The organism is Rhodococcus sp. NPDC003383, from assembly GCF_053589115.1.
The window spans coordinates 86715-107783 of the sequence record NZ_JBSFRG010000004.1; the positions used below are offsets into that span (position 1 = coordinate 86715).

Genomic DNA, 21069 nt, shown 5'->3' on the forward strand with positions numbered 1-21069 from the left:
GTCGGGCTCAGGCGCGCTTGCGCGCGGCGGATTTCTTCGCCGCGGGCTTGTCCGCCTGGCTCTTCCGCGAGGACGCCGACTTCGACGCGCTCTTCTTCGCCGGAGTCTTTTTTGCCGGAGTCTTTTTCGCGGCGGTCTTCTCGGCCGGGGTCTTCTTCGCGGGGGCCTTGCGGTCGGACGCCTTCTTCGCGGGCGTGCGGCGCTTCGACGACTCGTCCTCGTCGGCGCTCTTGCCTCCGGCCGCATCCACGCTGCGCTGCAGCGCCGCGACGAGGTCGAGCACCTCGGCGTCCTCGCCCTCGGTCGTGGTCTCGGGCACCTGGAACACCTTCTCGCCGCCCCGCGCCAGCGCGTCGTCGATCAACGCACGCAGCTCGACCTGGTACTCGTCGGTGAACTCGTCCGGATCGAAATCGTCGGACATCGATTCGACGAGGGTCTCGGCCATCGCCAGTTCCTTCGACGACGGCTTCTGCACGTCGTCGAGCACCGGGAACTCCGCGGCCCGAACCTCGTCCGGCCACAACAGCGTCTGCAGCACCAGCAGCCCGTCCCGGTTGCGCAGCGCCGCCAGCCGGGTGCGCTGCCGCAACGTGAAATGCACGAGGGCGGTGCGGTCGCTCTGCTCGAGCGTCGCCGCCAGCAGCGCGTATGCCTTCGGCGACGACGAATCCGGCTCGAGATAGTAGGACTTCTCGAACAGGATCGGATCGATCTGCTCGGTCGGCACGAACTGCAGCACCGGGATCTCGTGCTTCTCCGCCGCCGGCAGCTTCTCGAAGTCCTCGTCGGTGAGCACCACCCGCGTACCGTCGTCCGAGTCGTACGCCTTGTCGATCTCCGGGTACGGAACCGACTCGCCGCACTCGGTGCAGATCCGGTCGTACTTGATCCGCCCGCCGTCCTTCGCGTGCACCTGATGGAACCGGATGTCGTGGCTCTCCGTCGCGGAATACACCTTCACCGGCACATTCACCAGGCCGAACGCGAGGGAACCCTTCCAGATCGACCGCATGGCTCCATCATGCGGGACAACACGCGACTGTGCAGTCGACCGACCGAATTCGATCTTCGTCCTCAGATCATCGACCGCAGGATCGTCCGCCGCAGTGCGGGAGGGACGGACCCGAACAACGACCACATCGCCGCCGCGACACCGGCCGGATCGTCGCGCCCGGACAGGTAGGCGCGCTGCCGGTCGACGGGCAGTTCGAAGAAGGCAGCGAAGAACTCGGCCGCATCCTCGCCGCCGAGGCCCAGCAGCACCGCCAGTCCGCGGGCGCGCAGGGCCGCGACCGTCCGGGCCGCCGGGGTCCACAGCACCCGATCCGGGTCGCGTCCCGCCCGCACCGCGGCCACCACCGGGTCCGCGGCCGACAGCGCGGTGGCCACCGCGTATCCGGTGGCCGGATGCATCAGCCCCCCGCGCGCCCCGAACCCGGCCGGGCCACCACGCCGCCGTCGGGCGCCCTCCACGGCGAACCGGACGTGTTCGGCCGGTTCGGCACCGGACAGCTCCACACCGCGCGCCGCGAGCCGGGCCCGCAGGCGCCCTTCCAGTTCCGGAAGCACCAGCGCCGGCCGCCCCACCAGGCAGGTCTCCTCGAGCAGCACCCGGCCCGGACCGACCGGCACCGCGTACAGGAACGACGGGGCATCCCCCCGGTCGGTGCCGTTGTCCCGCCGCCAATCCATGAACCAGGCCTCCTGGCCGTCGAGCGCGGCCGCCGCCGACCGGGCGTCCACGACCAGCCCGAACGCGGTCTGCTGCGCCCGCCCGGGGGCCGGGGGAAGCCCGCGCGCATCGACGACGCAGCGCCCACGCACCGTCTCGCCGTCGGCGAGCGTGACACCGGTGCGATCCACGTCGACCGCGCGTCCGGTCACGACCCGCACCCGGTCGAGCGGCAGCGCCCGCTGCAGCGCCGCGGTGTCCAGCACCCGATACGGGCGCGCGATGCGGTGCTCGCGCACCGTCCACGCCGACGGCGTCTCCACCTGTGCGGCGACCGCGGTCGCGGGCAACCATCCGGGCAACTCGTCCGCCCACGCCGCGTACGTCGCCCTCCACGCCCGCTCGGGGCGGGGGTCCACGGCCGTCACCTCCAGACCGGCGGCCGCCGCCCGGAACGCGAGCGCACGACCGGCCGGCCCGAGTCCGGCGATCACCAGATCGGTGGTCACGCGATCACATGGACCCGGTCGCGAGCAGCCCGCCGTCCACCCGCACGGTCTCGCCGGTGATCCACTGCGCCGCGTCCGAGGCGAGGAACGCGACCAGCTGCGCGACGTCCTCCGGGGTGCCGAGCCGCTTCAGCGGGTATCGCGCCGCCGCCGCATCCTCACCGGCCGCGATCAGTGCCGCGGCGAACTTCGTCTTCACGATGCCCGGCGCGATCGCATTGACGCGGATCGACGGGCCGAGTTCCCACGCGAGTTCCTCGGTCAACCGGATCAGCGCCGCCTTGGACGCGCCGTACGCGCCGATCACCCCGGTCGAGCGCAGCCCGGCCACACTCGCGACGTTGACGACCGCCCCGCCGTGCTCGGCCATCCACGCCCGATGCGCCTGCTGCACATACCCCAGGGCCGCAACCACGTTGACGTCGAAGATCTTCCGCACCGCGTCGAGATCGGCGTCCATCAGCGACCCGAACGTCGGGTTGATCCCGGTGTTGTTGACCAGCACGTGCAACCCGCCCAGTTCGTCGACGGCGCGCCGCACCGCCTCGGCGCGCGCGTCCGGATCACCGGCGTTGCCGGGCAGTTCGAGCACCGTGCCGCCGTGACCGAGCGCACGCAGGCCCGCGGCGGCCTCGGCGAGCGGTTCCGGTTTCCGCGCGGTGATCGCGACGTGGGCACTGCGGGCGAGCAGTTCGGCGGCGACGGCAAAACCGATACCGCGGCTCGCGCCGGTGATCAGCGCGACGCGCCCGGCGAAATCGCGGGTGACGGGGGATGCGGGGGTACTCGTCATGGCCGGAACGTAGCGCATCTCACCCCGGGGCAGGGCCGGAGCCACGGTAAAATCAATGGTTCGTGTGCCCGCTCGCCCGGCATCACGACCCCCGTCCCGCTCGTCCCCCGAGGAGTCCCACGCGTGATCACTGCCACCGACCTGGAAGTCCGCGCCGGCGTGCGGACGCTGCTCACCGCACCGGGGTCGGCGCTGCGGGTACAGGCGGGCGACCGGATCGGCCTGGTCGGCCGCAACGGCGCCGGTAAGACCACCACCCTGCGCATCCTCGCGGGGGAGGGCGAACCCTATGCGGGCACCGTCGTGCGCTCGGGCGAGCTGGGATACCTCCCGCAGGACCCGAAGGAAGGCAACCTCGACGTCCTCGCGAAGGACCGGGTGCTTTCCGCACGCGGCCTCGACGAGATCCTGCGCGGCATGGAGAAACAGCAGGCGTTGATGGCCGAAGCCGTCGACGAGAAGATCCGCGACCGCGCCGTCCGCAAGTACGGCTCGCTCGAGGAGCGGTTCTCGACCCTCGGCGGGTACGTCGCCGAGTCCGAGGCCTCGCGCATCTGCCACAGCCTCGGCCTGCCCGACCGGATCCTCGGTCAGCCGCTGCACACCCTGTCCGGTGGTCAGCGCCGCCGCGTCGAACTCGCCCGCATCCTGTTCGCGGCATCGGACGGGTCCGGCGGCAAGTCCGACACCACGCTGCTGCTCGACGAGCCGACCAACCACCTCGACGCGGACTCCATCACGTGGCTGCGCGGCTTCCTGCAGAACCACGAGGGCGGGCTCATCGTCATCAGCCACGACGTCGACCTGCTCGCCGACGTCGTCAACAAGGTGTGGTTCCTCGACGCGGTCCGCGGCGAGGCCGACATCTACAACATGGGCTGGAAGAAGTACCTCGACGCCCGCGCCACCGACGAGCAGCGTCGCCGCCGCGAGCGCGCCAACGCCGAGAAGAAGGCCGCGGCGCTGCAGAAGCAGGCCGCGAAGCTCGGCGCGAAGGCCACCAAGGCCACCGCCGCGCAGAACATGGCCAAGCGCGCCGAGAAACTGCTCAACGACCTCGACGACGTGCGCGTCGCCGACAAGGTCGCCAAGATCCGGTTCCCGACGCCCGCCGCGTGCGGCAAGACCCCGCTCATGGCGAAGGAACTGACCAAGGTCTACGGGTCGCTCGAGATCTTCACCGGCGTGGACCTGGCGATCGACCGCGGCAGCCGCGTCGTGATCCTCGGTCTCAACGGTGCCGGCAAGACCACGCTGCTGCGGCTGCTCGCCGGCGTCGAGAAGCCGGACCTCGGGGAACTCGTCGCCGGCCACGGGCTGAAGATCGGGTACTTCGCGCAGGAGCACGACACGATCGACGACGACGACACCGTGTGGGAGAACATCCGGCACGCCGCGCCGGACGCGGGGGAGCAGGATCTGCGAGGGCTCCTGGGCGCGTTCATGTTCAGCGGGCCGCAGCTCGACCAGCCCGCCGGGACGCTGTCCGGCGGTGAGAAGACCCGCCTGGCGCTGGCCGGGCTGGTGTCGTCGGCGGCGAACGTGCTGCTGCTCGACGAGCCCACCAACAACCTCGACCCGGTCTCGCGGGAACAGGTGCTCGACGCGCTGCGCAGCTACGAGGGAGCGGTGGTGCTGGTCACCCACGACCCGGGTGCGGCCGAGGCGCTGAACCCCGAACGGGTGATCCTGCTGCCCGACGGCACCGAGGACCATTGGTCGCAGGAGTACCTCGAGCTGATCCAGCTGGCGTAACTCCGGTGACGGATGGGGCGGAATCGTTGCGGTGCGCAGCGATCTGCCTCGGGTTTCGTCTACGTGAACTAGCCTGGTAAGCGGAGCCTTGTCGAGCCGACGGGAGGGATCCGATGGCACGCAGATCCGAAGACGGGCAGTCCACTTTCAGCAAGGGAACACGCGTCACCGGGGAGTCCCGGGACCGCCTCCAACAGGAACTCAAGCGCCGCTACGAGGCCGGGGCCAGCATCCGCACGCTCGCGCAGGAGACGGGCCGGTCCTACGGATTCGTGCACAACGTGCTCGTCGAATCCCACGTCGCGCTCCGCGGCCGCGGCGGCCCCAACCGTCGGCGCGCAGCGGCCTCGGGCAGCACCGCCTGACCGGCACCGCCGGACCCGGGGCCCGCCGCGCTCAGTCGCGGCGGCGCACCGACTCCTCGACCAGGTCCAGGACCTGGGTGAGTTCCTTCTCCGCGTGCCCGGACGCGAGCCGTGCGACGAGACCGTCGAGCACCAGATCCAGATAGCCCAGCAGCACACCGGTGGGCACGTCGTCGCGCAACCGGCCGGCTTCCCGCTGCCGCTCGAGCCGGCGTTCGGTCGCCTCGGTCAGCTGCGCTGAATGCTCGGTCCACGCCCGCGCGAACTCGGGATCGGTCCGCAGCCTGCGGGTGATCTCGAGCCGGGTGCCGAGCCAGTCGAACTGTTCGGGCGAGGCGAGCATGTCCCGCATCACCTGGACGAGACCTTCGTCGGCCGCGACCTCCGCCATCCGCCGGGCGTCCTCCTGGGCGAGCGCCAGGAAGAGTCCGTCCTTGTCCTTGAAATGATGGAAGATCGCGCCGCGCGACAGTCCGGTGGCGTCCTCGAGACGCCGAACCGTCGCGCCTTCGTAGCCGTGTTCGGCGAAGCAGCGCCGCGCGCCGTCGAGAATCTGGCTCCGCCGCGCGGCGAGATGGTCCTCACTGACCTTGGGCACCGGCACCTCCTTCGTCGTGTGCGGTGTGAGCACTCCGGCATCCGTGGCAAGGGCCCTGGGGCCGTGGAAGGCCCGCGTGGAGCAAAGCGCTCACGACCACGGCCGATTCGACGGTGTAGCACCGCGAAACGTGGTCGTGAGCGCTTGGCGCCTGTTCGGGCCGAGAGTGCTCACCGTCGCGTCGCGCCCCGGGGGCGCGCCGCGCACGGGATGGGCGGCTGCCCCGCCGGAACGGCGAGGCAGCCGCACAGCCGTCTCTATCCCCGAATCATGTTGCGCAGGACGTACTGCAGGATGCCGTCGTTGCGGTAGTAGTCCGCCTCGCCGGGGGTGTCGATGCGCACGACCGCGTCGAAGACGACCTTCTCGCCGTTCTCCTTGGTCGCGGTGACCTTCACCGTCTCCGGGGTGACGCCCTCGTTGAGCTTCTCGATGCCCTCGATGTCGAAGACCTCGGTGCCCGTCAGGCCCAGCGACTTCGCGGACTCGCCGGCGGGGAACTGCAGCGGGATGACGCCCATGCCGATGAGGTTCGAGCGGTGGATGCGCTCGAACGACTCGGTGATGACGGCCTTCACGCCGAGCAGACGGGTGCCCTTGGCGGCCCAGTCACGCGACGAACCGGAGCCGTACTCCTTGCCGCCCAGGACGACCAGCGGGATGCCGGCCTGCTGGTAGTTCTGCGACGCGTCGTAGATGAACGACTGCGGAGCGCCTTCCTGGGTGAAGTCGCGGGTGTAGCCGCCCGAGACGCCGTCCAGGAGCTGGTTCTGCAGACGGATGTTCGCGAACGTGCCGCGGACCATCACCTCGTGGTTGCCACGACGCGAACCGAGCGAGTTGTAGTCCTTGCGCTCGACGCCGTGCGCATCCAGGTACTGCGCGGCCGGGGTCCCGGGCTTGATCGGGCCGGCCGGGCTGATGTGGTCGGTGGTGACCGAGTCGCCGAGCAGCGCGAGAACGCGGGCGCCCTTGATGTCCTTGACCGGCTGTGCCTCGAGCGGCATGCCGTCGAAGTACGGGGCCTTGCGGACGTAGGTGGAGTCCGGGTTCCACGCGAACGTGTCGCCCTCGGGGGTCTCCAGGTTCTGCCAGCGGCTGTCACCCTTGAACACGTCGGCGTAGGACTTGCGGAACATGTCCTGGCTGATCGCCGACTTGATGGTGTCGTCGATCTCCTGCGCGGACGGCCAGATGTCCTTCAGGAACACGTCGTTGCCGTCCTGGTCCTGGCCCAGCGCGTCGTGCTCGAAGTCGAAGTCCATCGTGCCCGCGAGCGCGTACGCGATGACCAGCGGCGGGGACGCCAGGTAGTTCATCTTGACGTCGGGGGAGATGCGGCCCTCGAAGTTGCGGTTGCCCGAGAGCACCGCGGTCACCGACAGGTCGTTGTCGTTGACGGCCTTGGAGATCTCCTCCGGCAGCGGGCCGGTGTTACCGATGCAGGTGGTGCAGCCGAAACCGCCGAGGTAGAAGCCGAGCTTCTCGAGGTACGGCCACAGGCCGGCCTTCTCGTAGTAGTCGTTGACGACCTGCGAGCCCGGAGCCATGTTGGTCTTGACCCACGGCTTGGTGGACAGGCCCTTCTCGACCGCGTTGCGGGCCAGGAGGGCAGCGCCCAGCATGACCGACGGGTTCGAGGTGTTGGTGCAGGACGTGATGCCCGCGACCACGACGGCACCGTGGTCGAGGATGAACTCGCCACGATCCTCGGAGACGACCTTGACCGGCTTCGACGGACGGCCGTGGGCGCCGTTGGCGGCCGAGTGGACGACGACGGCGTCGTCGTCGGCGAAGGACAGGACGGCCGGGTCGGACGCCGGGAAGGTCTCCTCGACGGCCTCGTCGAGCTTGCTGTGCTCGGCCGGCAGCTGCTCCTCGACGTAGTTGTGGATGTCCTTGCGGAAGGCGATCTTCGACTCCGACAGCAGGATGCGGTCCTGCGGGCGCTTCGGGCCGGCGATCGACGGGACGACCGTCGACAGGTCCAGCTCCAGGTACTCGGAGTAGGCCGGCTCGTTCGCGGCGTCGTGCCACATGCCCTGTTCCTTGGCGTACGCCTCGACGAGCGCGAGCTGCTCGTCGCTGCGGCCGGTGAGGCGCAGGTAGTTGATGGTCTCGCCGTCGATCGGGAAGATCGCGGCGGTGGAACCGAACTCGGGGCTCATGTTGCCCAGCGTCGCGCGGTTCGCGAGCGGCACCTCGGCGACGCCGGCGCCGTAGAACTCGACGAACTTGCCGACCACACCGTGCTTGCGCAGCATGTCGGTGACCGTGAGCACGACGTCGGTGGCGGTCACACCGGGCTGGATCTCACCGGTGAGCTTGAAGCCGACCACGCGCGGGATGAGCATGGAGACCGGCTGGCCGAGCATCGCGGCCTCGGCCTCGATGCCGCCGACGCCCCAGCCCAGCACGCCGAGGCCGTTGACCATCGTGGTGTGCGAGTCGGTGCCGACGCAGGTGTCGGGGTAGGCCTGCCCGTTGCGGACCATGACGGTCGGCGCGAGGTACTCGATGTTGACCTGGTGGACGATGCCCATGCCCGGGGGGACGACCTTGAAGTCGTCGAACGCGCCCTGGCCCCAGCGCAGGAACTGGTAGCGCTCGCCGTTGCGCTGGTACTCGAGGTCGACGTTGCGCTCGAGCGCGTCGGCGGTGCCGAAGTAGTCGAGGATGACGGAGTGGTCGATGACCATGTCGGCCGGCGACAGCGGGTTGACCTTGTTCGGGTCGCCGCCGAGCGTGGTGACGGCTTCACGCATGGTGGCGAGGTCGACCACACAGGGCACACCGGTGAAGTCCTGCATGATCACGCGGGCAGGGGTGAACTGGATCTCGACGCTCGGCTCGGCCGAGGGATCCCAGTTCGCGATGGCGCGGATGTGGTCAGCGGTGATGTTCGCACCGTCTTCGGTGCGCAGCAGGTTCTCCGCGAGAACCTTCAAGGCGTAGGGCAGCTTCTCGGTGCCGGGAACAGCGGAGAGGCGGAAGATCTCGTACGAGTTCTCTCCGACCTCCAGCGTCCCTTTGGCGCCGAACGAATCAATACTGGTGCTCACGTCAGCTCCACTCGTAGATGAGGCTCGCCGCCGACGGGGCTGTGTCGACGGCCGAAGCGAGGCACACGAAACCGCACCGTGGTCCCAGGGGGCGGGGGTGGTGGTGTCGTGGCGTCTCGCACCGAGTCTAACAGTACGCTTGTCCTGCAATGCGCGCGGCGCAACCCTCGGTTGTGTCCTGCACCGCGCCCGGGTGCCGGTGCGGGCCGGCCGTCCGCGCCCATCGCGTAGGGTGCGGATGTCGCCGCGCGCGGGTTCTGCGAGTCCACCCGACTCACCGGGACCCGACCGCCGGTCCCGTCCCCGCACCACCGGAGAGAGATGTCTGCGCCACTGCCACGAATTCCTGTGCCATCGGCCACGGACCTCCCGCCGAGCGTCACGCTCGAGCAGGTGCTGGCAGACCTCGCCGACGACGGGGTCTCCGCGCCGTCCGACCGCGTCGACGACCTGGTCGAGCAGGTGGAACGCGCCCAGGACCACGGCATCGAGCTGCGCGTGATCGTCGTCGACCGGGACCCGCGGATCGATTCGCAACTGCGCGACCTCGCGACCGAGGTCGGTAGCGAGCAGGGCGGCACCGTGCTCGTGCTCAGCCCCGGCTGGGTCGGCGCCTACAGCGACAGCCTCGATCGGGTGACCCTCGAGGCGGCACAGGACCGCACGTACACCGGCGACCCGGTCGTCTCCACCCGCAACTTCGTCGACTCGATCACCGAACCCGGTCCGGACTGGACCGCCTGGACCGTCGTGCTGATCGTCCTCGTCGCGGCCGCCGCCGGCGCGACCGCGGCCGCCAAGGCCGTGCGCCGCCGCAAGGACGAGGCCGCGTTCGTCGAACCCGACGCGCGGTAGCGAACACCCCCTCACCCGGCCGCTCCGCATCCGAGCGGCCGTTTTTCCGTGCCCTCACCCGGGCCGCGGCTTCGTCGACACGGACAAAATTTTGCGGCTTTATCTGTGACTGTCGCGCGAAATGAGCCCTTTGTGTCGTACGGTGCCTTTGGCGCTCTTGGGGAAGGAGTGTCGCACTTGCCGTCGTGGGACCGCAGTCCACGACGGCGGGAACGGCTCTGCGGACAGATCGCGCGGCGCGCGATCCGATGCAGCGTGCAGTCCTTCCCTCGGCGCGGCGGATCGGGTTCGTCCCCGACACCACCGAGGGAGAAATGATGTGAGGCGCTTCGGTTTCCACGGGGGGGATTCGCGACGGTTCGGGTCGCGGCGGCATCGTCGCGGTGGGGGAACCGGCCCACGGCCGTGGGCCGGATCGCGGCTGTCGGCCGGACGGCCGTTCATCGGACGCCGGCTGTTGATCGCACTCGGACTTGTCGCATCACTGCTCGTGGGGACCGCGGCCTCGGTGGGGGCGGTCCCGGAACCACCTCCGAACCCGAGCGACGACGCACTCGCTGCCGCCGGAGCGGCCGTCGACACGGGCCTCGGCCGCGTCGGCGAGCTGATCGTGCGCATCGCGTCCGCCGATCAGCAGCTCGCCGAGCTGGAGAACCAGGTCGCGATCAAACGCGAGAACGTCAACCGCGCGCTGGTGGACCTGCAGAACGCCCGGGATACCGCCGACGCGGCCGCCTACGCCGTCGTGCAGTCGCAGCAGGCGCTCCGCGACGCCGGCATCCGGATCCAGCAGGCGCAGAGCGATTTCGACGCGTTCGCCCGGAGCAGCTACACCCGCGGCATCAACGCCGCGTCGCTGTCCGCGTTCCTCGGTTCGGCGGGCCCGGACGAGCTCCTCGATCGTGCCCAGGTGATGCGCCTGCTGTCGGCGGGGCGCAATGCCGTGCTCGACGCGCTCGAACGTGCCCGCACCGAGGAAGCGAACAACAACTCCCGTGCGCGGGCGGCCAAGCAGGAGGCCGACGCGGCGGCCGAGGCGGCCGAACAGCGCAAGGCCGACGCCGAGGCCGCGATCGCGCAGGCCCGGTCGGCACTGGACCAGCAGGCGGCGGACAAGCAGCGGATCGAGATCGAGCGTGCGGCGGCGCAGGCCGAACTGGATGCGGCCCGGCAGAACGTCGCCGGGCTCGAGAACCAGCGCGCCGAATACGCGGCGTGGGACCGGCAGCGGCAGGCCGAGGAGGCCGCCCGCGCCGCCGCCGAGGAGGCGGCACGGCAGGCGGCAGTGGAGGCGGCGCAGCGGGTCGCGGCGGATGCCGCGGCGCGCGCCCGCGCCGCCGAGCTCGCCAACGGCCAGCGCCCGCACACCCAGATCGACGGTTATCGCGTCGACCCCGGCGACTGGGCGGGCGCCGAAACCCCGCTGCCGGACGACGAGGACGAGGACGACACCTCGACCGCGGATTCGTCGGGGGATTCGTCGACCGGGGACTCCTCCACCGGAGATTCGTCGACCGGAGGTTCCTCGACCGGAGGTTCCTCGGCCGAGGACGACACGGACACTGGGGACGGCTCGGACACCGGAGACAGCTCGGACGCCGGGGAGGGCACGGACACCGAGGACACCGAGGAGCCGAGCAGCAGCGGCCGGGACTGGGGCAACCCGGACCCCGGCGACCCGATCGACGAGAGTTCCGTCTCGCCGTCGACGCCGAAGTCCAAGCCCCGCACCACCCCGCGGACGACGATCACCGGCCCCGCCGCCGTCGAAACCGTGATCGATCGCGCGATGTCGCAGATCGGTGTGCCCTACGCGTGGGGCGGCGGCGACGAGAACGGCCCCACGCGCGGCATCCGCGACGGTGGCGTCGCCGACAGCTACGGCGACTACAACAAGGTCGGCTTCGACTGCTCCGGACTGATGATCTACGCGTTCGCGGGCATCGGGATCTCCCTGCCGCACTACACCGGCTACCAGTACACCGCAGGCAAGCAGGTGCCGTCGGCGGAGATGAAGCGCGGCGACATGATCTTCTACGGCCCCAACGCGAGCCAGCACGTGGCGCTGTACCTCGGGGACGGGCAGATGCTCGAGGCCCCGCAATCGGGTTCGCACGTGAAGATCTCCCCGGTTCGCTGGGCCGGAATGACGCCGTATGTGGTGCGGATGGTGTCGTGACAGCGTCCTGACCTGGTACTTCTCGATCGCCGCTCCGCGCAGGGCAGCATGCGCGGGGCACGGTGGCGGCGCCGGGCAGCCACACCTGGAATAGTGGTGCCCGAATGTGATCTCCAGCGGAACGACCTAGGCGAAAGCGGTGGATTCTTGGTGACCTCACGTGAGGGTGGGACGTCGGGCACGAATACCCAGGGCAATGCCCAGGGCGCGAATACCCAGGGCGCGACCGAGCAGGGTGCGACCACGCAGGGCCCGGGTTCGGCTCCGGCCCTGTCGAAGGACGGGACGAAACCGCCCGCCACACCCGGCCAGGTGTCGGACGCGCAGCTCCTCGAGAGAGCGATCTACGAGGTCAAGCGCGTCATCGTCGGCCAGGACCGGCTCGTCGAGAGAATGCTCGTCGGTGTCCTCGCCAAGGGCCACGTGCTCCTGGAAGGTGTCCCCGGCGTCGCGAAGACCCTGGCCGTGGAGACGTTCGCGAAGGTGGTGGGCGGCTCGTTCTCCCGCGTCCAGTTCACCCCCGACCTGGTGCCCACCGACCTCGTCGGTACCCGCATCTACCGGCAGGGCCGCGAGGAGTTCGACACCGAGCTCGGGCCGGTGGTCGCGAACTTCCTGCTCGCCGACGAGATCAACCGCGCGCCCGCCAAGGTGCAGTCCGCGCTGCTCGAGGTGATGGCGGAACGGCACGTCACCATCGGCGGCAAGACGTTCCCCATGCCCGAACCGTTCCTGGTGATGGCCACCCAGAACCCGATCGAGAACGAAGGCGTGTACCCCCTGCCCGAGGCGCAGCGCGACCGCTTCCTGTTCAAGGTCCTCGTCGACTATCCGACGGTCGAGGAGGAACGCGAGATCGTCTACCGCATGGGTGTGTCCGCACCCGAACCGAAGCAGATCCTCGACAACGCCGAGCTGCTGCGCCTGCAGGACGTCGCCAGCCGGGTGTTCGTGCACCACGCGCTCGTCGACTACGTGGTGCGGGTGATCTTCGCGACCCGCGCCCCCGCCGAACTCGGCCTCGTCGACGTCGACGGCTGGATCGCGTACGGGGCCTCGCCGCGCGCGACCCTCGGCATCATCTCGGCGGCCCGGGCGCTGGCCCTGGTCCGCGGCCGCGACTACGTCGTTCCGCAGGACGTGCTCGACGTCATCCCGGACGTGCTGCGCCACCGACTGGTGCTGTCGTACGACGCGCTCGCCGACGAGGTCACCGCCGACCAGATCATCAACCGGATCCTGCAGACCGTCGGCCTGCCGCACGTCGCACCGCAGGTCAACGCGCCCAACCCGCCGGCTCCCGCACCGGCGGCACCGGCCGTGGGTGTCCCGGCCGGCCCCGAGGCGGGTGCGGGGCAGCGGTGAGCCCACGCGCGCACGGGTCGCCGCCGACGTTCCGGTCCGGCGAACTGCGAGATCCCGCACTGACCGCGGCGCTGCGCACCCTCGAGCTCACCGTGCGGCGCCGGCTCGACGGCGTGCTGCACGGTGATCACCTCGGCCTGATCCCGGGACCCGGGTCCGAACCGGGCGACGCCCGCGAATACCAGCCCGGCGACGATGTGCGGCAGATGGACTGGTCGGTGACCGCCCGGACCACGCATCCGCACGTGCGGCAGTCCGTCGCCGACCGCGAACTCGAGACGTGGCTGGCCGTCGACCTGTCCGCCAGCCTCGATTTCGGCACCGGCGTCTGCGAGAAACGCGATCTGGCGGTCGCGGCGGCCGCGGCCGTCGCGCACCTGACCAGCGGCGGCGGCAACCGCATCGGCGCGGTCGTGAGCACCGGGCACGAAATCACGCGTTTCCCGGCGCGCGGCGGCCGCCTGCACGCCCAGGCGATGCTGCGGTCGATCGCGACCACCCCGCACGCGCCGGACGGCACCCGCGGCGACCTGCGCGGCGCGATCGAGGCGCTGCGCCGGCCCCAGCGGCGGCGCGGCCTGGTCGTCGTCGTCAGCGACTTCCTCGGACCGGTCGACTGGGAACGTTCCCTGCGCGCACTGTCCGGCCGGCACGACCTGCTCGCGGTCGAGGTACTCGACCCCCGCGACCTCGAACTCCCGGATCTGGGCGACGTGGTGCTGCACGACCCGGAGACCGGACGCACCCGCGAGTTCACCACCACCGAACGGTTGCGTGCCGACTACGCCGCGGCCGCCGCCGAGCACCGGACCGAGGTGCAGCAGGCCCTGCGGCGCTGCGGCGCCCCGCAGATGACGCTGCGCACCGACCGGGACTGGATCGAGGACATCGTCCGGTTCGTCGCCGCCCGCCGACACAGCTTCGGCGCGCCGGCCAAGGGGGTCCGATGAGCTTCTCTGACTTCTCGTCACCGTGGTGGCTGCTGTTCCTCGTCGTCGTCGCGGCGCTCGCCGTCGGCTACGTCCTCGTCCAGCGCCGCAAGCAGCGGCACGCGCTGCGCTTCAGCAATCTCGAGATGCTCGAGAAGGTCGCGCCGAACCGGCCCGGCCCCGCCCGGCACATCCCGGTCATCGCGCTGCTGTCCGCGCTGGCGCTGCTCACCGTCGCGTTGGCGGGCCCGACCGCCGAGCAGCGCGTCCCGCGCAACCGGGCGACGGTGGTGCTGGTCATCGACGTGTCGCTGTCGATGGAGGCCACCGACGTCGCGCCGAACCGGCTCGTCGCCGCGCAGCAGGCCGCCAAACAGTTCGCCGACGACCTGACCCCCGGCATCAACCTCGGCCTGGTCGCGTTCTCCGGTACCGCCTCCGTGCTGGTGTCGCCGACCACGAACCGCGAGGCCACCAAGTCGGCCATCGACCAGCTCACCCTCAGCGAACGCACCGCCACGGGCGAGGCGATCTTCACGGCGATGCAGTCCATCGACACCCTCGCCGCGGTGCTCGGCGGCGGTGACCAGGCGCCACCGGCGCGGATCGTGCTGCTCTCCGACGGCAAGCAGACCGTGCCCGAGAGCCCCGACGACCCGCGCGGCGGCTTCACCGCCGCACGGCAGGCCGCCGACAAGGGCATCCCCGTGTCGACGATCTCCTTCGGGACCGAATACGGCACCGTGACCATCGAGGACGAACGGATCCCGGTGCCCGTCGACGACCCGTCGCTCAAGGAGATCGCCAACCTGTCCGGCGGCGCCTTCTTCACCGCGTCCAGCCTCGAGGAACTCGAGGACGCCTACGACACGCTCGAGGAACAGATCGGGTTCGAAACCACCCGCGGTGACGCCAGCCGGCCCTGGCTGGTGCTCGGTGTGCTCGCCGCCGCGGTGGGTCTCGGTGCGGCGCTGGTCCTGCGCCAGCGGCTGCCCTGACAGCTTCCTTCCCCTTCGAGGTCCCGGCGGATCTCGATCGATCACCAGATAGGGTTCGACACCATGACCGACGCACCGACAGACGTTTCCGCTCCCGCCGGCCCGTCCCGCCCCGCCGAGACCCCACGCTCGGTTCTCGTCACCGGCGGCAACCGCGGCATCGGCCTGGCCGTCGCCCGGCGGCTGCAGGCCGACGGCCACAAGGTCGCCGTCACCCACCGCGGCTCGGGAGTGCCCGACGGATTGTTCGGCGTCGTCTGCGATGTCACCGACAGCGACTCCGTCGATGCCGCCTTCAAGCAGGTGGAAGAGCACCAGGGGCCGGTGGAGGTGCTCGTCGCCAACGCCGGCATCACCGACGACACGTTGCTCATGCGGATGACCGAGGAACAGTTCACGAAGGTCCTCGACGCCAACCTCACCGGCGCGTTCCGCTGTGCCAAGCGCGCCAACCGGGCGATGTTGCGCGGCCGCTGGGGCCGGATGATCTTCCTCGGTTCCGTCGTCGGCATGGCCGGGCAGGCCGGCCAGATCAACTACGCCTCCTCCAAGGCCGGCGTCATCGGCCTCGCCCGCTCGGTGACCCGCGAACTCGGGTCGCGGTCGATCACCGCGAACGTCGTGGCCCCCGGCTTCATCGAAACCGACATGACCGCCGAGCTGTCCGACGATCTGCGCGACACCGCGAAGAAGTTCATCCCGCTGCAGCGCCTCGGTCGCCCGGAGGACGTGGCAGCCGTCGTCAGCTTCCTCGCCTCCGAGGACTCCGCATACGTGTCCGGCGCGGTCATCCCCGTCGACGGCGGCATGGGCATGGGGCACTGACGGCGCGAACGCCGCGACCGTAACCGACACTCACTGGAGGACCGACACACTCATGGGCGGACTGCTCGAGGGCAAGACCATTCTCGTCACCGGCATCATCACCGACTCGTCGATCGCGTTCCACACCGCGAAGGTGGCGCAGGAACAGGGCGCGAAGGTGATCATCACCGGTTTCGACCGGCTGCGGCTGATCGATCGGATCGCGCAGCGGCTCCCGCAGCCGGTGCCGCCGGCGATCGAACTCGACGTGCAGAATCCCGAGCACCTCGCGGGGCTCGCCGACAAGGTGCGCGAACTCGCGCCGGAGGGCCTCGACGGCGTCGTGCACTCCATCGGATTCGCGCCGCGTTCGTGCCTGGGCAACCCGTTCCTCGACGCGCCCTGGTCCGATGTGGCCGTGGCCGTGGAGGTTTCGGCGTACTCGTACTCGGCGCTCGCGAAGGCGCTGCTGCCGGTGCTCAAGGACAACGCGTCGATCGTCGGCATGGACTTCGATCCGGCGCGGGCCGTGCCGTTCTACAACTGGATGGGCGTGTCCAAGGCGACCCTCGAGGCCGTCAACCGGTATGTCGCCAAGGAGGTCGGAAGCCGCGGCATCCGCTCCAACCTGGTCGCCGCCGGGCCCATCAAGACCCTCGCTGCCAAGGCAATCGCCGGTGACGCCACCGGACCGGGCGCCGAGATGAACCGGCTCAACGAGGGCTGGTCCGCGGCGTCTCCCATCGGCTGGGACGTCGACGACCCGACCCCGGTCGCCAAGACCGTGTGCACCGTGCTGTCGGACTGGCTGCCGGGCACCACCGGTTCGATCGTCTACGTCGACGGCGGCTTCCACTCCCAGGTCGGCTTCGGCGCCTGAGCGGGACACCGATCATGACGAACACCCCCGAGCCCTACGACGCGCTGCTGTTGCTGTCGTTCGGCGGACCCGAACGCCCGGAGGACGTGCGTCCGTTCCTCGAGAACGTCACCCGCGGTCGCGGCATCCCCCCGGAGCGGCTCGAGGAGGTCGTGCAGCACTACCTGCACTTCGGGGGTGTCTCGCCGATCAACGCCCTGAACCGGGAGCTGATCACCCGGATCGAAGCCGAGTTCGCCGCGGCCGGGATCGGGCTGCCGGTGTACTTCGGCAACCGGAACTGGCATCCGATGATCGAGGACACCGTCGCCGCGATGCGCGACGACGGCGTCCGCAACGCCCTGGTGTTCCCGACCTCGGCGTGGGGCGGATACTCCGGCTGCCGCCAGTACCACGAGGACATCGCGCGGGCCCGCGCCGCCGTCCCGGACGGCCCGGCACTGACGAAACTGCGGCAGTTCTACGACCATCCGCTGTTCGTCGGAGCGGTCGCCGACGCCGTCCGGGCCGCCCGCACCGAACTGCCCGCGGACGTGCGCGAGGACGCCCGGGTGGTGTTCACCGCGCACTCGATCCCGCTGTCCGCGGACCGCACCGGCGGCCCCGCCGACGGCGGCGGCCACCTCTACAGCCGGCAGGTCGCCGAGGCGGCCCGGCTCGTCGCCGACGCGGTCGGCATCGACGACCACGACCTCGTGTGGCAGTCCCGTTCCGGGCCGCCGCAGGTGCCGTGGCTCGAGCCGGACATCGTCGATCACCTCGACGCCCTGCACGCGCGCGGCGTGAGCGCCGTGATCGTGGTGCCGGTCGGTTTCGTGTCCGACCACCTCGAGGTCGTGTGGGATCTCGACACCGAGGCGAAGCAGAAGGCCGCCGAGCTCGGCATGGGGTTCGTGCGGGCCGCGACCGCCGGGGCCGACGCCCGCTTCCCGCAGCTCGTCCGGGTGCTCGTCGAGGAAGCGGCGACCGGTCGGGAGCCGGAGCGGCTCGGTTCGGAACCGCTGCTCGGCGCCGGCCTCAACGGCGCGTTGTGCGCGGCCGGGTGCTGTCAGCTGCCGGCTCGGCCGACTCGACCGACGGCTCCCTGATCCCGGGTCACCCGCTGCTCTGCGCGGCGAGCGGGGAGGCGAACCAGCGCGGCAGGCTGCGGCGCAGAGTGACCGGCCCGTCGATCGCGACGGCACCCGAGCGCAAGGCCTCCGACCACTGCCGTTCACCGCGCCAGATCTCGGTGAGCGCCCGCAGATCCGCGGTGACCGCCACCGACTCCTCGAAACCGGGATCCACGTCGCACACGTCGACCTCGTCCGGGGTGATGACCAGCCACCACCGTCGTGACCCGCGCGGTGCACCGGTGAACGCGAACCGCACCACCACCCGGTCCTGAGGGATCGCGCAGCGGTCGACGTTGCGGTGCATGTCCCACATCAGCAGCTTCGGATCCAGGTCCTCGTCGCCGAGCCGTCCGGTCCACCGCGACCCCCAGGCGCCGAGGGCGTCCACCACCGCCTCGAGATCCTGGCCGGCGGGGGTGAGCACGTAGCGGATGTCGCCACCGTCGGTGACCCGACGCACGATGCCCGCGGCCGTCAGCTGATGCAGCCGGGTGGACAGCAACGACGGCGACATCCGCGGCAGCCCCCGCCGCAGTTCGTTGAATCGTTCGCTGCCGAGCACCAGTTCGCGCACGACCAGCAGCGTCCACCGTTCGTCGAACAGCTCCATCGCCTTCGCGACCGGGCAGAACTGGTGATAGGACGCGCCCATGCTCGAATGCTAGGCCGACGCGACCGGCCGTACCCGGCGATCGCGGTACAGATCCTGTACTGGAAGCGCTGCGTCGCCCGTTCCTACAGTCGAAGCACGAGAAAGGAGGCCGGCGCACTCACCCTCCCGCACGAACGCGGGAGGGTCCGCGCCGGAACACACGATGAGCGAATCAACGACAGCAGCGATCGACGACCGCGCGTTGAAGGCGAAGCATCGGGCGATGTGGGCGCTCGGGGACTACCCGTCGGTCGCCACCGAGGTGATCCCGACACTCGGCCCGATTCTGGTGTCGGCGTGCGAAGTCGGCGCGGGAGACCGGGTTCTCGACGTCGCGGCAGGGTCGGGCAACGCGGCGATCCCCGCCGCGCTCACCGGGGCCACGGTGGTCGCGACGGATCTGACGCCGGAACTGTTCGAGACGGGCCGCCGCGACGCCGCCGCTGCGGGCGCGACCCTCACCTGGCAGGAGGCCGACGCCGAGGCGCTCCCGTTCGACGACGCGAGCTTCGACGTCGTGCTCTCCTGCGTCGGTGTCATGTTCGCGCCGCACCACCAGGCGGCCGCGGACGAACTGGTCCGCATCACCCGGCCCGGCGGCCGCATCGGGCTGCTGAGCTGGACCCCCGAGGGATTCATCGGCCGCATGTTCGCGACCATGAAGCCGTACGCGCCGCCGCCCCCGCCCGGTGCCCAGCCGCCGCCGCTGTGGGGGGACGAGCAGCACGTGCGGTCGCTGCTGGGGGACCGGGTTACCGACGTGCAGGCGCACAAGGAGAAGCTGCGGGTGGAATGCTTCGGCAGCGGCGAGGAGTTCCGGGACTTCTTCAAGGCGGCGTACGGGCCGACCATCGCGGTCTACCGGGCGATCGCCGACGAACCCGACCGCGTCGCCGCACTCGACCGCGACCTGGCGGAGCTGGGCCGCAGCTTCGACCAGGGCGGGGGAGCGATGGAGTGGGAATACCTGCTGCTCACCGCACGACGCGCCGGCTGACCGGACGCGAGGTCACAATGCGGAGCCGGTCTGCGCGACGGGTGCCAGGGGCTGCGGGGGTGCGTCGAGGCCGTGCACCGCACCGAAGTCGACGACGTCCGCAGCGTCGGTGCCGGCAAGGGCGTAGAGATCGTAGGTGCCCGTCGACGACGCCGGCGGGGTGAACGTCAGCTTCTCCTCGCGCACCTCGCCGGGTTGCAGCGTCACCTCGATCGGGTCGGCGACCGTCGCGCCGAGTCCGCCCTCGGGCGCACCGACACCGAGCCACACCCGGCCGGAGAACGGCTCGTCGCCGGCGGTGAGAACCACCGTGGCCTCGGCCTCCCCGGTCGGGGCGGGCACGGCTTCGATCTCCAGCGACACCTCCACCGGAAGGTCGATGTCCGGGACCTGCGGGCGGGTGGACGACGGTGATCCGTCCCCGATATCGGGCCAGTCGTCCGCCCACACGATCCGGTCGATCAGAGCCTCGCGTCGCTGAGCGCCGCTGGGCAGCTTGATGTCCCGGCGCGGGCTCGCGTGGTAGACGATCCAGTCGTCCCCGGCGTCGTCGGTGACGACGCTGTTGTGGCCGGGTCCGGCCCAGCGGTCGCTGCCCGCGAGGATCAGTGCGCCGCCCCCGTCGCCGAGATCCTGGCCCTTGCGGTCGAGATACGGCCCGGTCAGGGAGGTGGACCGGCCGGCGATCACCCGGTAGGCGGTGTTGCCGCCGTTGCAACAGTTCCCGGCCGAGACGAACAGATAGTAGAAACCGTTGCGGTGCACCACGAACGGGCCTTCGAACCGTTCGTCGGCGACCTTCACGGGGGTGCCGTCCGGCGCGGTGCCGTCCGGGGAGAGCGGGATCGCGTAGACGCCCTTGAAGTTTCCGACGAGCATCGTCTTCCCGGTGCCGTCGTCCCAGACGAACGGATCGATCGTGCCCTCGATTCCGACGTCCTCGGCGCAGAACACCGGCCGGCCCAGATCCGTCCACGGTCCCGCCGGGTCGGGGGAGGTCGCCAGGCCGATGCACGGATTCGAGACGTCGTTCAGCGAGTAGTACAGGTGGTACACCCCGTCGAATTCGTGGATGCTCGGCGCCCACGGGTGCTTGCCGGGATCGTGCCACGCGGGAGGCTGATCGAACACGTCACCGACGTACATCCAGTCCACGAGGTCGTGGGAGGTGAACATCCCCATCGTGTGCATCCCGCGGCCGTCACCCCAGTCGTCGGCCGTGCTGTAGAGGTAGAACGTGCCGTCCGGGGCGCGCAGGACCGACGGGTCCGCGGCCACCGGTTCGACGACCGGATTCGCGTGCGCCACCTGGGCGGGTGCGATCAGGGCGGCGAGCAACCCCAGGATCGCCGCCGCGATCCACCGTCCTCCGGAGCGGTGTCGGGCGACGGGTGTACGACGCGCCCGCGGCACGGTGATCCGATGGTTCTGCACGTCGCTCCTCGATGTCGGCCCAACCCGCCCGAAGTGCGACAAATGTATACGGATGTGACTCGTGTGACAGCAGATGCGGAAGGCCGACCGCGGGACCGTGACGC

The 21069-nt window shown here is 70.5% G+C and carries 18 protein-coding genes; 11 read left to right on the forward strand and 7 right to left on the reverse strand.

Annotated elements, in window-relative coordinates; all coding sequences use genetic code 11:
- Positions 1 to 7: 7 nt before the first annotated feature.
- The 3 genes from ku to ACWDTS_RS05355 form a co-directional block, all read right to left on the reverse strand.
- Positions 8 to 1015 (reverse strand): non-homologous end joining protein Ku, encoded by a 1008-nt coding sequence (ku, locus tag ACWDTS_RS05345; RefSeq protein ID WP_197253175.1) that lies wholly within the window; start codon positions 1013 to 1015, stop codon positions 8 to 10.
- Positions 1016 to 1077: 62 nt separating this feature from the next.
- Entirely contained in the window at positions 1078 to 2184 is a 1107-nt protein-coding gene (locus ACWDTS_RS05350; RefSeq protein WP_450117729.1) for a lycopene cyclase family protein, read from the reverse strand.
- Positions 2185 to 2188: 4 nt separating this feature from the next.
- Positions 2189 to 2977, reverse strand: coding sequence for an SDR family oxidoreductase (locus ACWDTS_RS05355; RefSeq protein ID WP_450117730.1), 789 nt, complete (start codon positions 2975 to 2977; stop codon positions 2189 to 2191).
- A 123-nt stretch (positions 2978 to 3100) separates the two neighbouring features.
- Between ACWDTS_RS05355 and ACWDTS_RS05360 the strand changes: the two genes are divergently transcribed.
- Positions 3101 to 4732, forward strand: a complete 1632-nt coding sequence (locus ACWDTS_RS05360; protein ID WP_248673923.1) for an ABC-F family ATP-binding cassette domain-containing protein — start codon at positions 3101 to 3103, stop codon at positions 4730 to 4732.
- 113 nt (positions 4733 to 4845) lie between these two features.
- Positions 4846 to 5097: a helix-turn-helix domain-containing protein gene (locus ACWDTS_RS05365; protein ID WP_197253179.1), complete on the forward strand. Its 252-nt coding sequence runs from the start codon at positions 4846 to 4848 to the stop codon at positions 5095 to 5097.
- A 31-nt stretch (positions 5098 to 5128) separates the two neighbouring features.
- Here the strand turns inward: ACWDTS_RS05365 and ACWDTS_RS05370 are convergent, their stop codons facing one another.
- On the reverse strand, positions 5129 to 5695 hold the full coding sequence (locus ACWDTS_RS05370) for a TetR/AcrR family transcriptional regulator (RefSeq protein ID WP_197253181.1): 567 nt from the start codon (positions 5693 to 5695) through the stop codon (positions 5129 to 5131).
- Positions 5696 to 5952: 257 nt separating this feature from the next.
- Complete coding sequence (gene acnA, locus ACWDTS_RS05375) at positions 5953 to 8757, reverse strand: aconitate hydratase AcnA (protein WP_450117731.1); 2805 nt, start codon at positions 8755 to 8757, stop codon at positions 5953 to 5955.
- A gap of 348 nt (positions 8758 to 9105) precedes the next feature.
- On the opposite strand from acnA, the gene ACWDTS_RS05380 reads away from it, so the two are divergent.
- The 8 genes from ACWDTS_RS05380 (at position 9106) to ACWDTS_RS05415 (ending at position 17855) form a co-directional block, all read left to right on the forward strand.
- Complete coding sequence (locus tag ACWDTS_RS05380; RefSeq protein WP_368862561.1) at positions 9106 to 9612, forward strand: Rv1476 family membrane protein; 507 nt, start codon at positions 9106 to 9108, stop codon at positions 9610 to 9612.
- A gap of 457 nt (positions 9613 to 10069) precedes the next feature.
- Entirely contained in the window at positions 10070 to 11791 is a 1722-nt protein-coding gene (locus tag ACWDTS_RS05385) for an NlpC/P60 family protein (protein ID WP_450117732.1), read from the forward strand.
- 270 nt (positions 11792 to 12061) lie between these two features.
- Positions 12062 to 13156: a chaperone MoxR1 gene (gene moxR1 / locus ACWDTS_RS05390; RefSeq protein ID WP_450111468.1), complete on the forward strand. Its 1095-nt coding sequence runs from the start codon at positions 12062 to 12064 to the stop codon at positions 13154 to 13156.
- The gene (locus tag ACWDTS_RS05395) at positions 13153 to 14106 is read left to right on the forward strand and encodes a DUF58 domain-containing protein (protein ID WP_248673927.1); all 954 of its coding nucleotides are present in this window, start codon (positions 13153 to 13155) and stop codon (positions 14104 to 14106) included. The genes moxR1 and ACWDTS_RS05395 overlap by 4 nt, the downstream gene beginning before the upstream one ends.
- Positions 14103 to 15083 (forward strand): VWA domain-containing protein, encoded by a 981-nt coding sequence (locus ACWDTS_RS05400; RefSeq protein ID WP_197253320.1) that lies wholly within the window; start codon positions 14103 to 14105, stop codon positions 15081 to 15083. Before ACWDTS_RS05395 ends, ACWDTS_RS05400 begins: the two co-directional genes overlap by 4 nt.
- 63 nt (positions 15084 to 15146) lie before the next feature.
- Positions 15147 to 15908, forward strand: a complete 762-nt coding sequence (gene fabG1 / locus ACWDTS_RS05405; RefSeq protein ID WP_197253318.1) for a 3-oxoacyl-ACP reductase FabG1 — start codon at positions 15147 to 15149, stop codon at positions 15906 to 15908.
- 52 nt (positions 15909 to 15960) lie between these two features.
- Positions 15961 to 16767, forward strand: a complete 807-nt coding sequence (inhA, locus tag ACWDTS_RS05410; RefSeq protein WP_197253316.1) for an NADH-dependent enoyl-ACP reductase InhA — start codon at positions 15961 to 15963, stop codon at positions 16765 to 16767.
- 14 nt (positions 16768 to 16781) lie between these two features.
- Positions 16782 to 17855: a ferrochelatase gene (locus ACWDTS_RS05415; RefSeq protein WP_450117733.1), complete on the forward strand. Its 1074-nt coding sequence runs from the start codon at positions 16782 to 16784 to the stop codon at positions 17853 to 17855.
- A gap of 7 nt (positions 17856 to 17862) precedes the next feature.
- Here ACWDTS_RS05415 and ACWDTS_RS05420 read toward each other — a convergent pair whose 3' ends face one another.
- Positions 17863 to 18534, reverse strand: coding sequence for a winged helix-turn-helix transcriptional regulator (locus ACWDTS_RS05420; protein ID WP_450111453.1), 672 nt, complete (start codon positions 18532 to 18534; stop codon positions 17863 to 17865).
- Between the two features lie 163 nt (positions 18535 to 18697).
- On the opposite strand from ACWDTS_RS05420, the gene ACWDTS_RS05425 reads away from it, so the two are divergent.
- Complete coding sequence (locus ACWDTS_RS05425) at positions 18698 to 19531, forward strand: class I SAM-dependent methyltransferase (RefSeq protein WP_450117734.1); 834 nt, start codon at positions 18698 to 18700, stop codon at positions 19529 to 19531.
- Between the two features lie 12 nt (positions 19532 to 19543).
- Here ACWDTS_RS05425 and ACWDTS_RS05430 read toward each other — a convergent pair whose 3' ends face one another.
- Complete coding sequence (locus ACWDTS_RS05430; RefSeq protein WP_374068722.1) at positions 19544 to 20965, reverse strand: family 43 glycosylhydrolase; 1422 nt, start codon at positions 20963 to 20965, stop codon at positions 19544 to 19546.
- Positions 20966 to 21069: the final 104 nt, after the last annotated feature.

Coding starts and splice junctions, on each gene's coding strand:
- ACWDTS_RS05415 (WP_450117733.1), top strand. CDS start 16,782: ATGACGAACACCCCCGAGCCCTACGACGCGCTGCTGTTGCTGTCGTTC.
- ACWDTS_RS05355 (WP_450117730.1), bottom strand. CDS start 2,977: ATGACGAGTACCCCCGCATCCCCCGTCACCCGCGATTTCGCCGGGCGC.
- ku (WP_197253175.1), bottom strand. CDS start 1,015: ATGCGGTCGATCTGGAAGGGTTCCCTCGCGTTCGGCCTGGTGAATGTG.
- fabG1 (WP_197253318.1), top strand. CDS start 15,147: ATGACCGACGCACCGACAGACGTTTCCGCTCCCGCCGGCCCGTCCCGC.
- ACWDTS_RS05400 (WP_197253320.1), top strand. CDS start 14,103: ATGAGCTTCTCTGACTTCTCGTCACCGTGGTGGCTGCTGTTCCTCGTC.
- inhA (WP_197253316.1), top strand. CDS start 15,961: ATGGGCGGACTGCTCGAGGGCAAGACCATTCTCGTCACCGGCATCATC.
- ACWDTS_RS05425 (WP_450117734.1), top strand. CDS start 18,698: ATGAGCGAATCAACGACAGCAGCGATCGACGACCGCGCGTTGAAGGCG.
- ACWDTS_RS05365 (WP_197253179.1), top strand. CDS start 4,846: ATGGCACGCAGATCCGAAGACGGGCAGTCCACTTTCAGCAAGGGAACA.
- ACWDTS_RS05420 (WP_450111453.1), bottom strand. CDS start 18,534: ATGGGCGCGTCCTATCACCAGTTCTGCCCGGTCGCGAAGGCGATGGAG.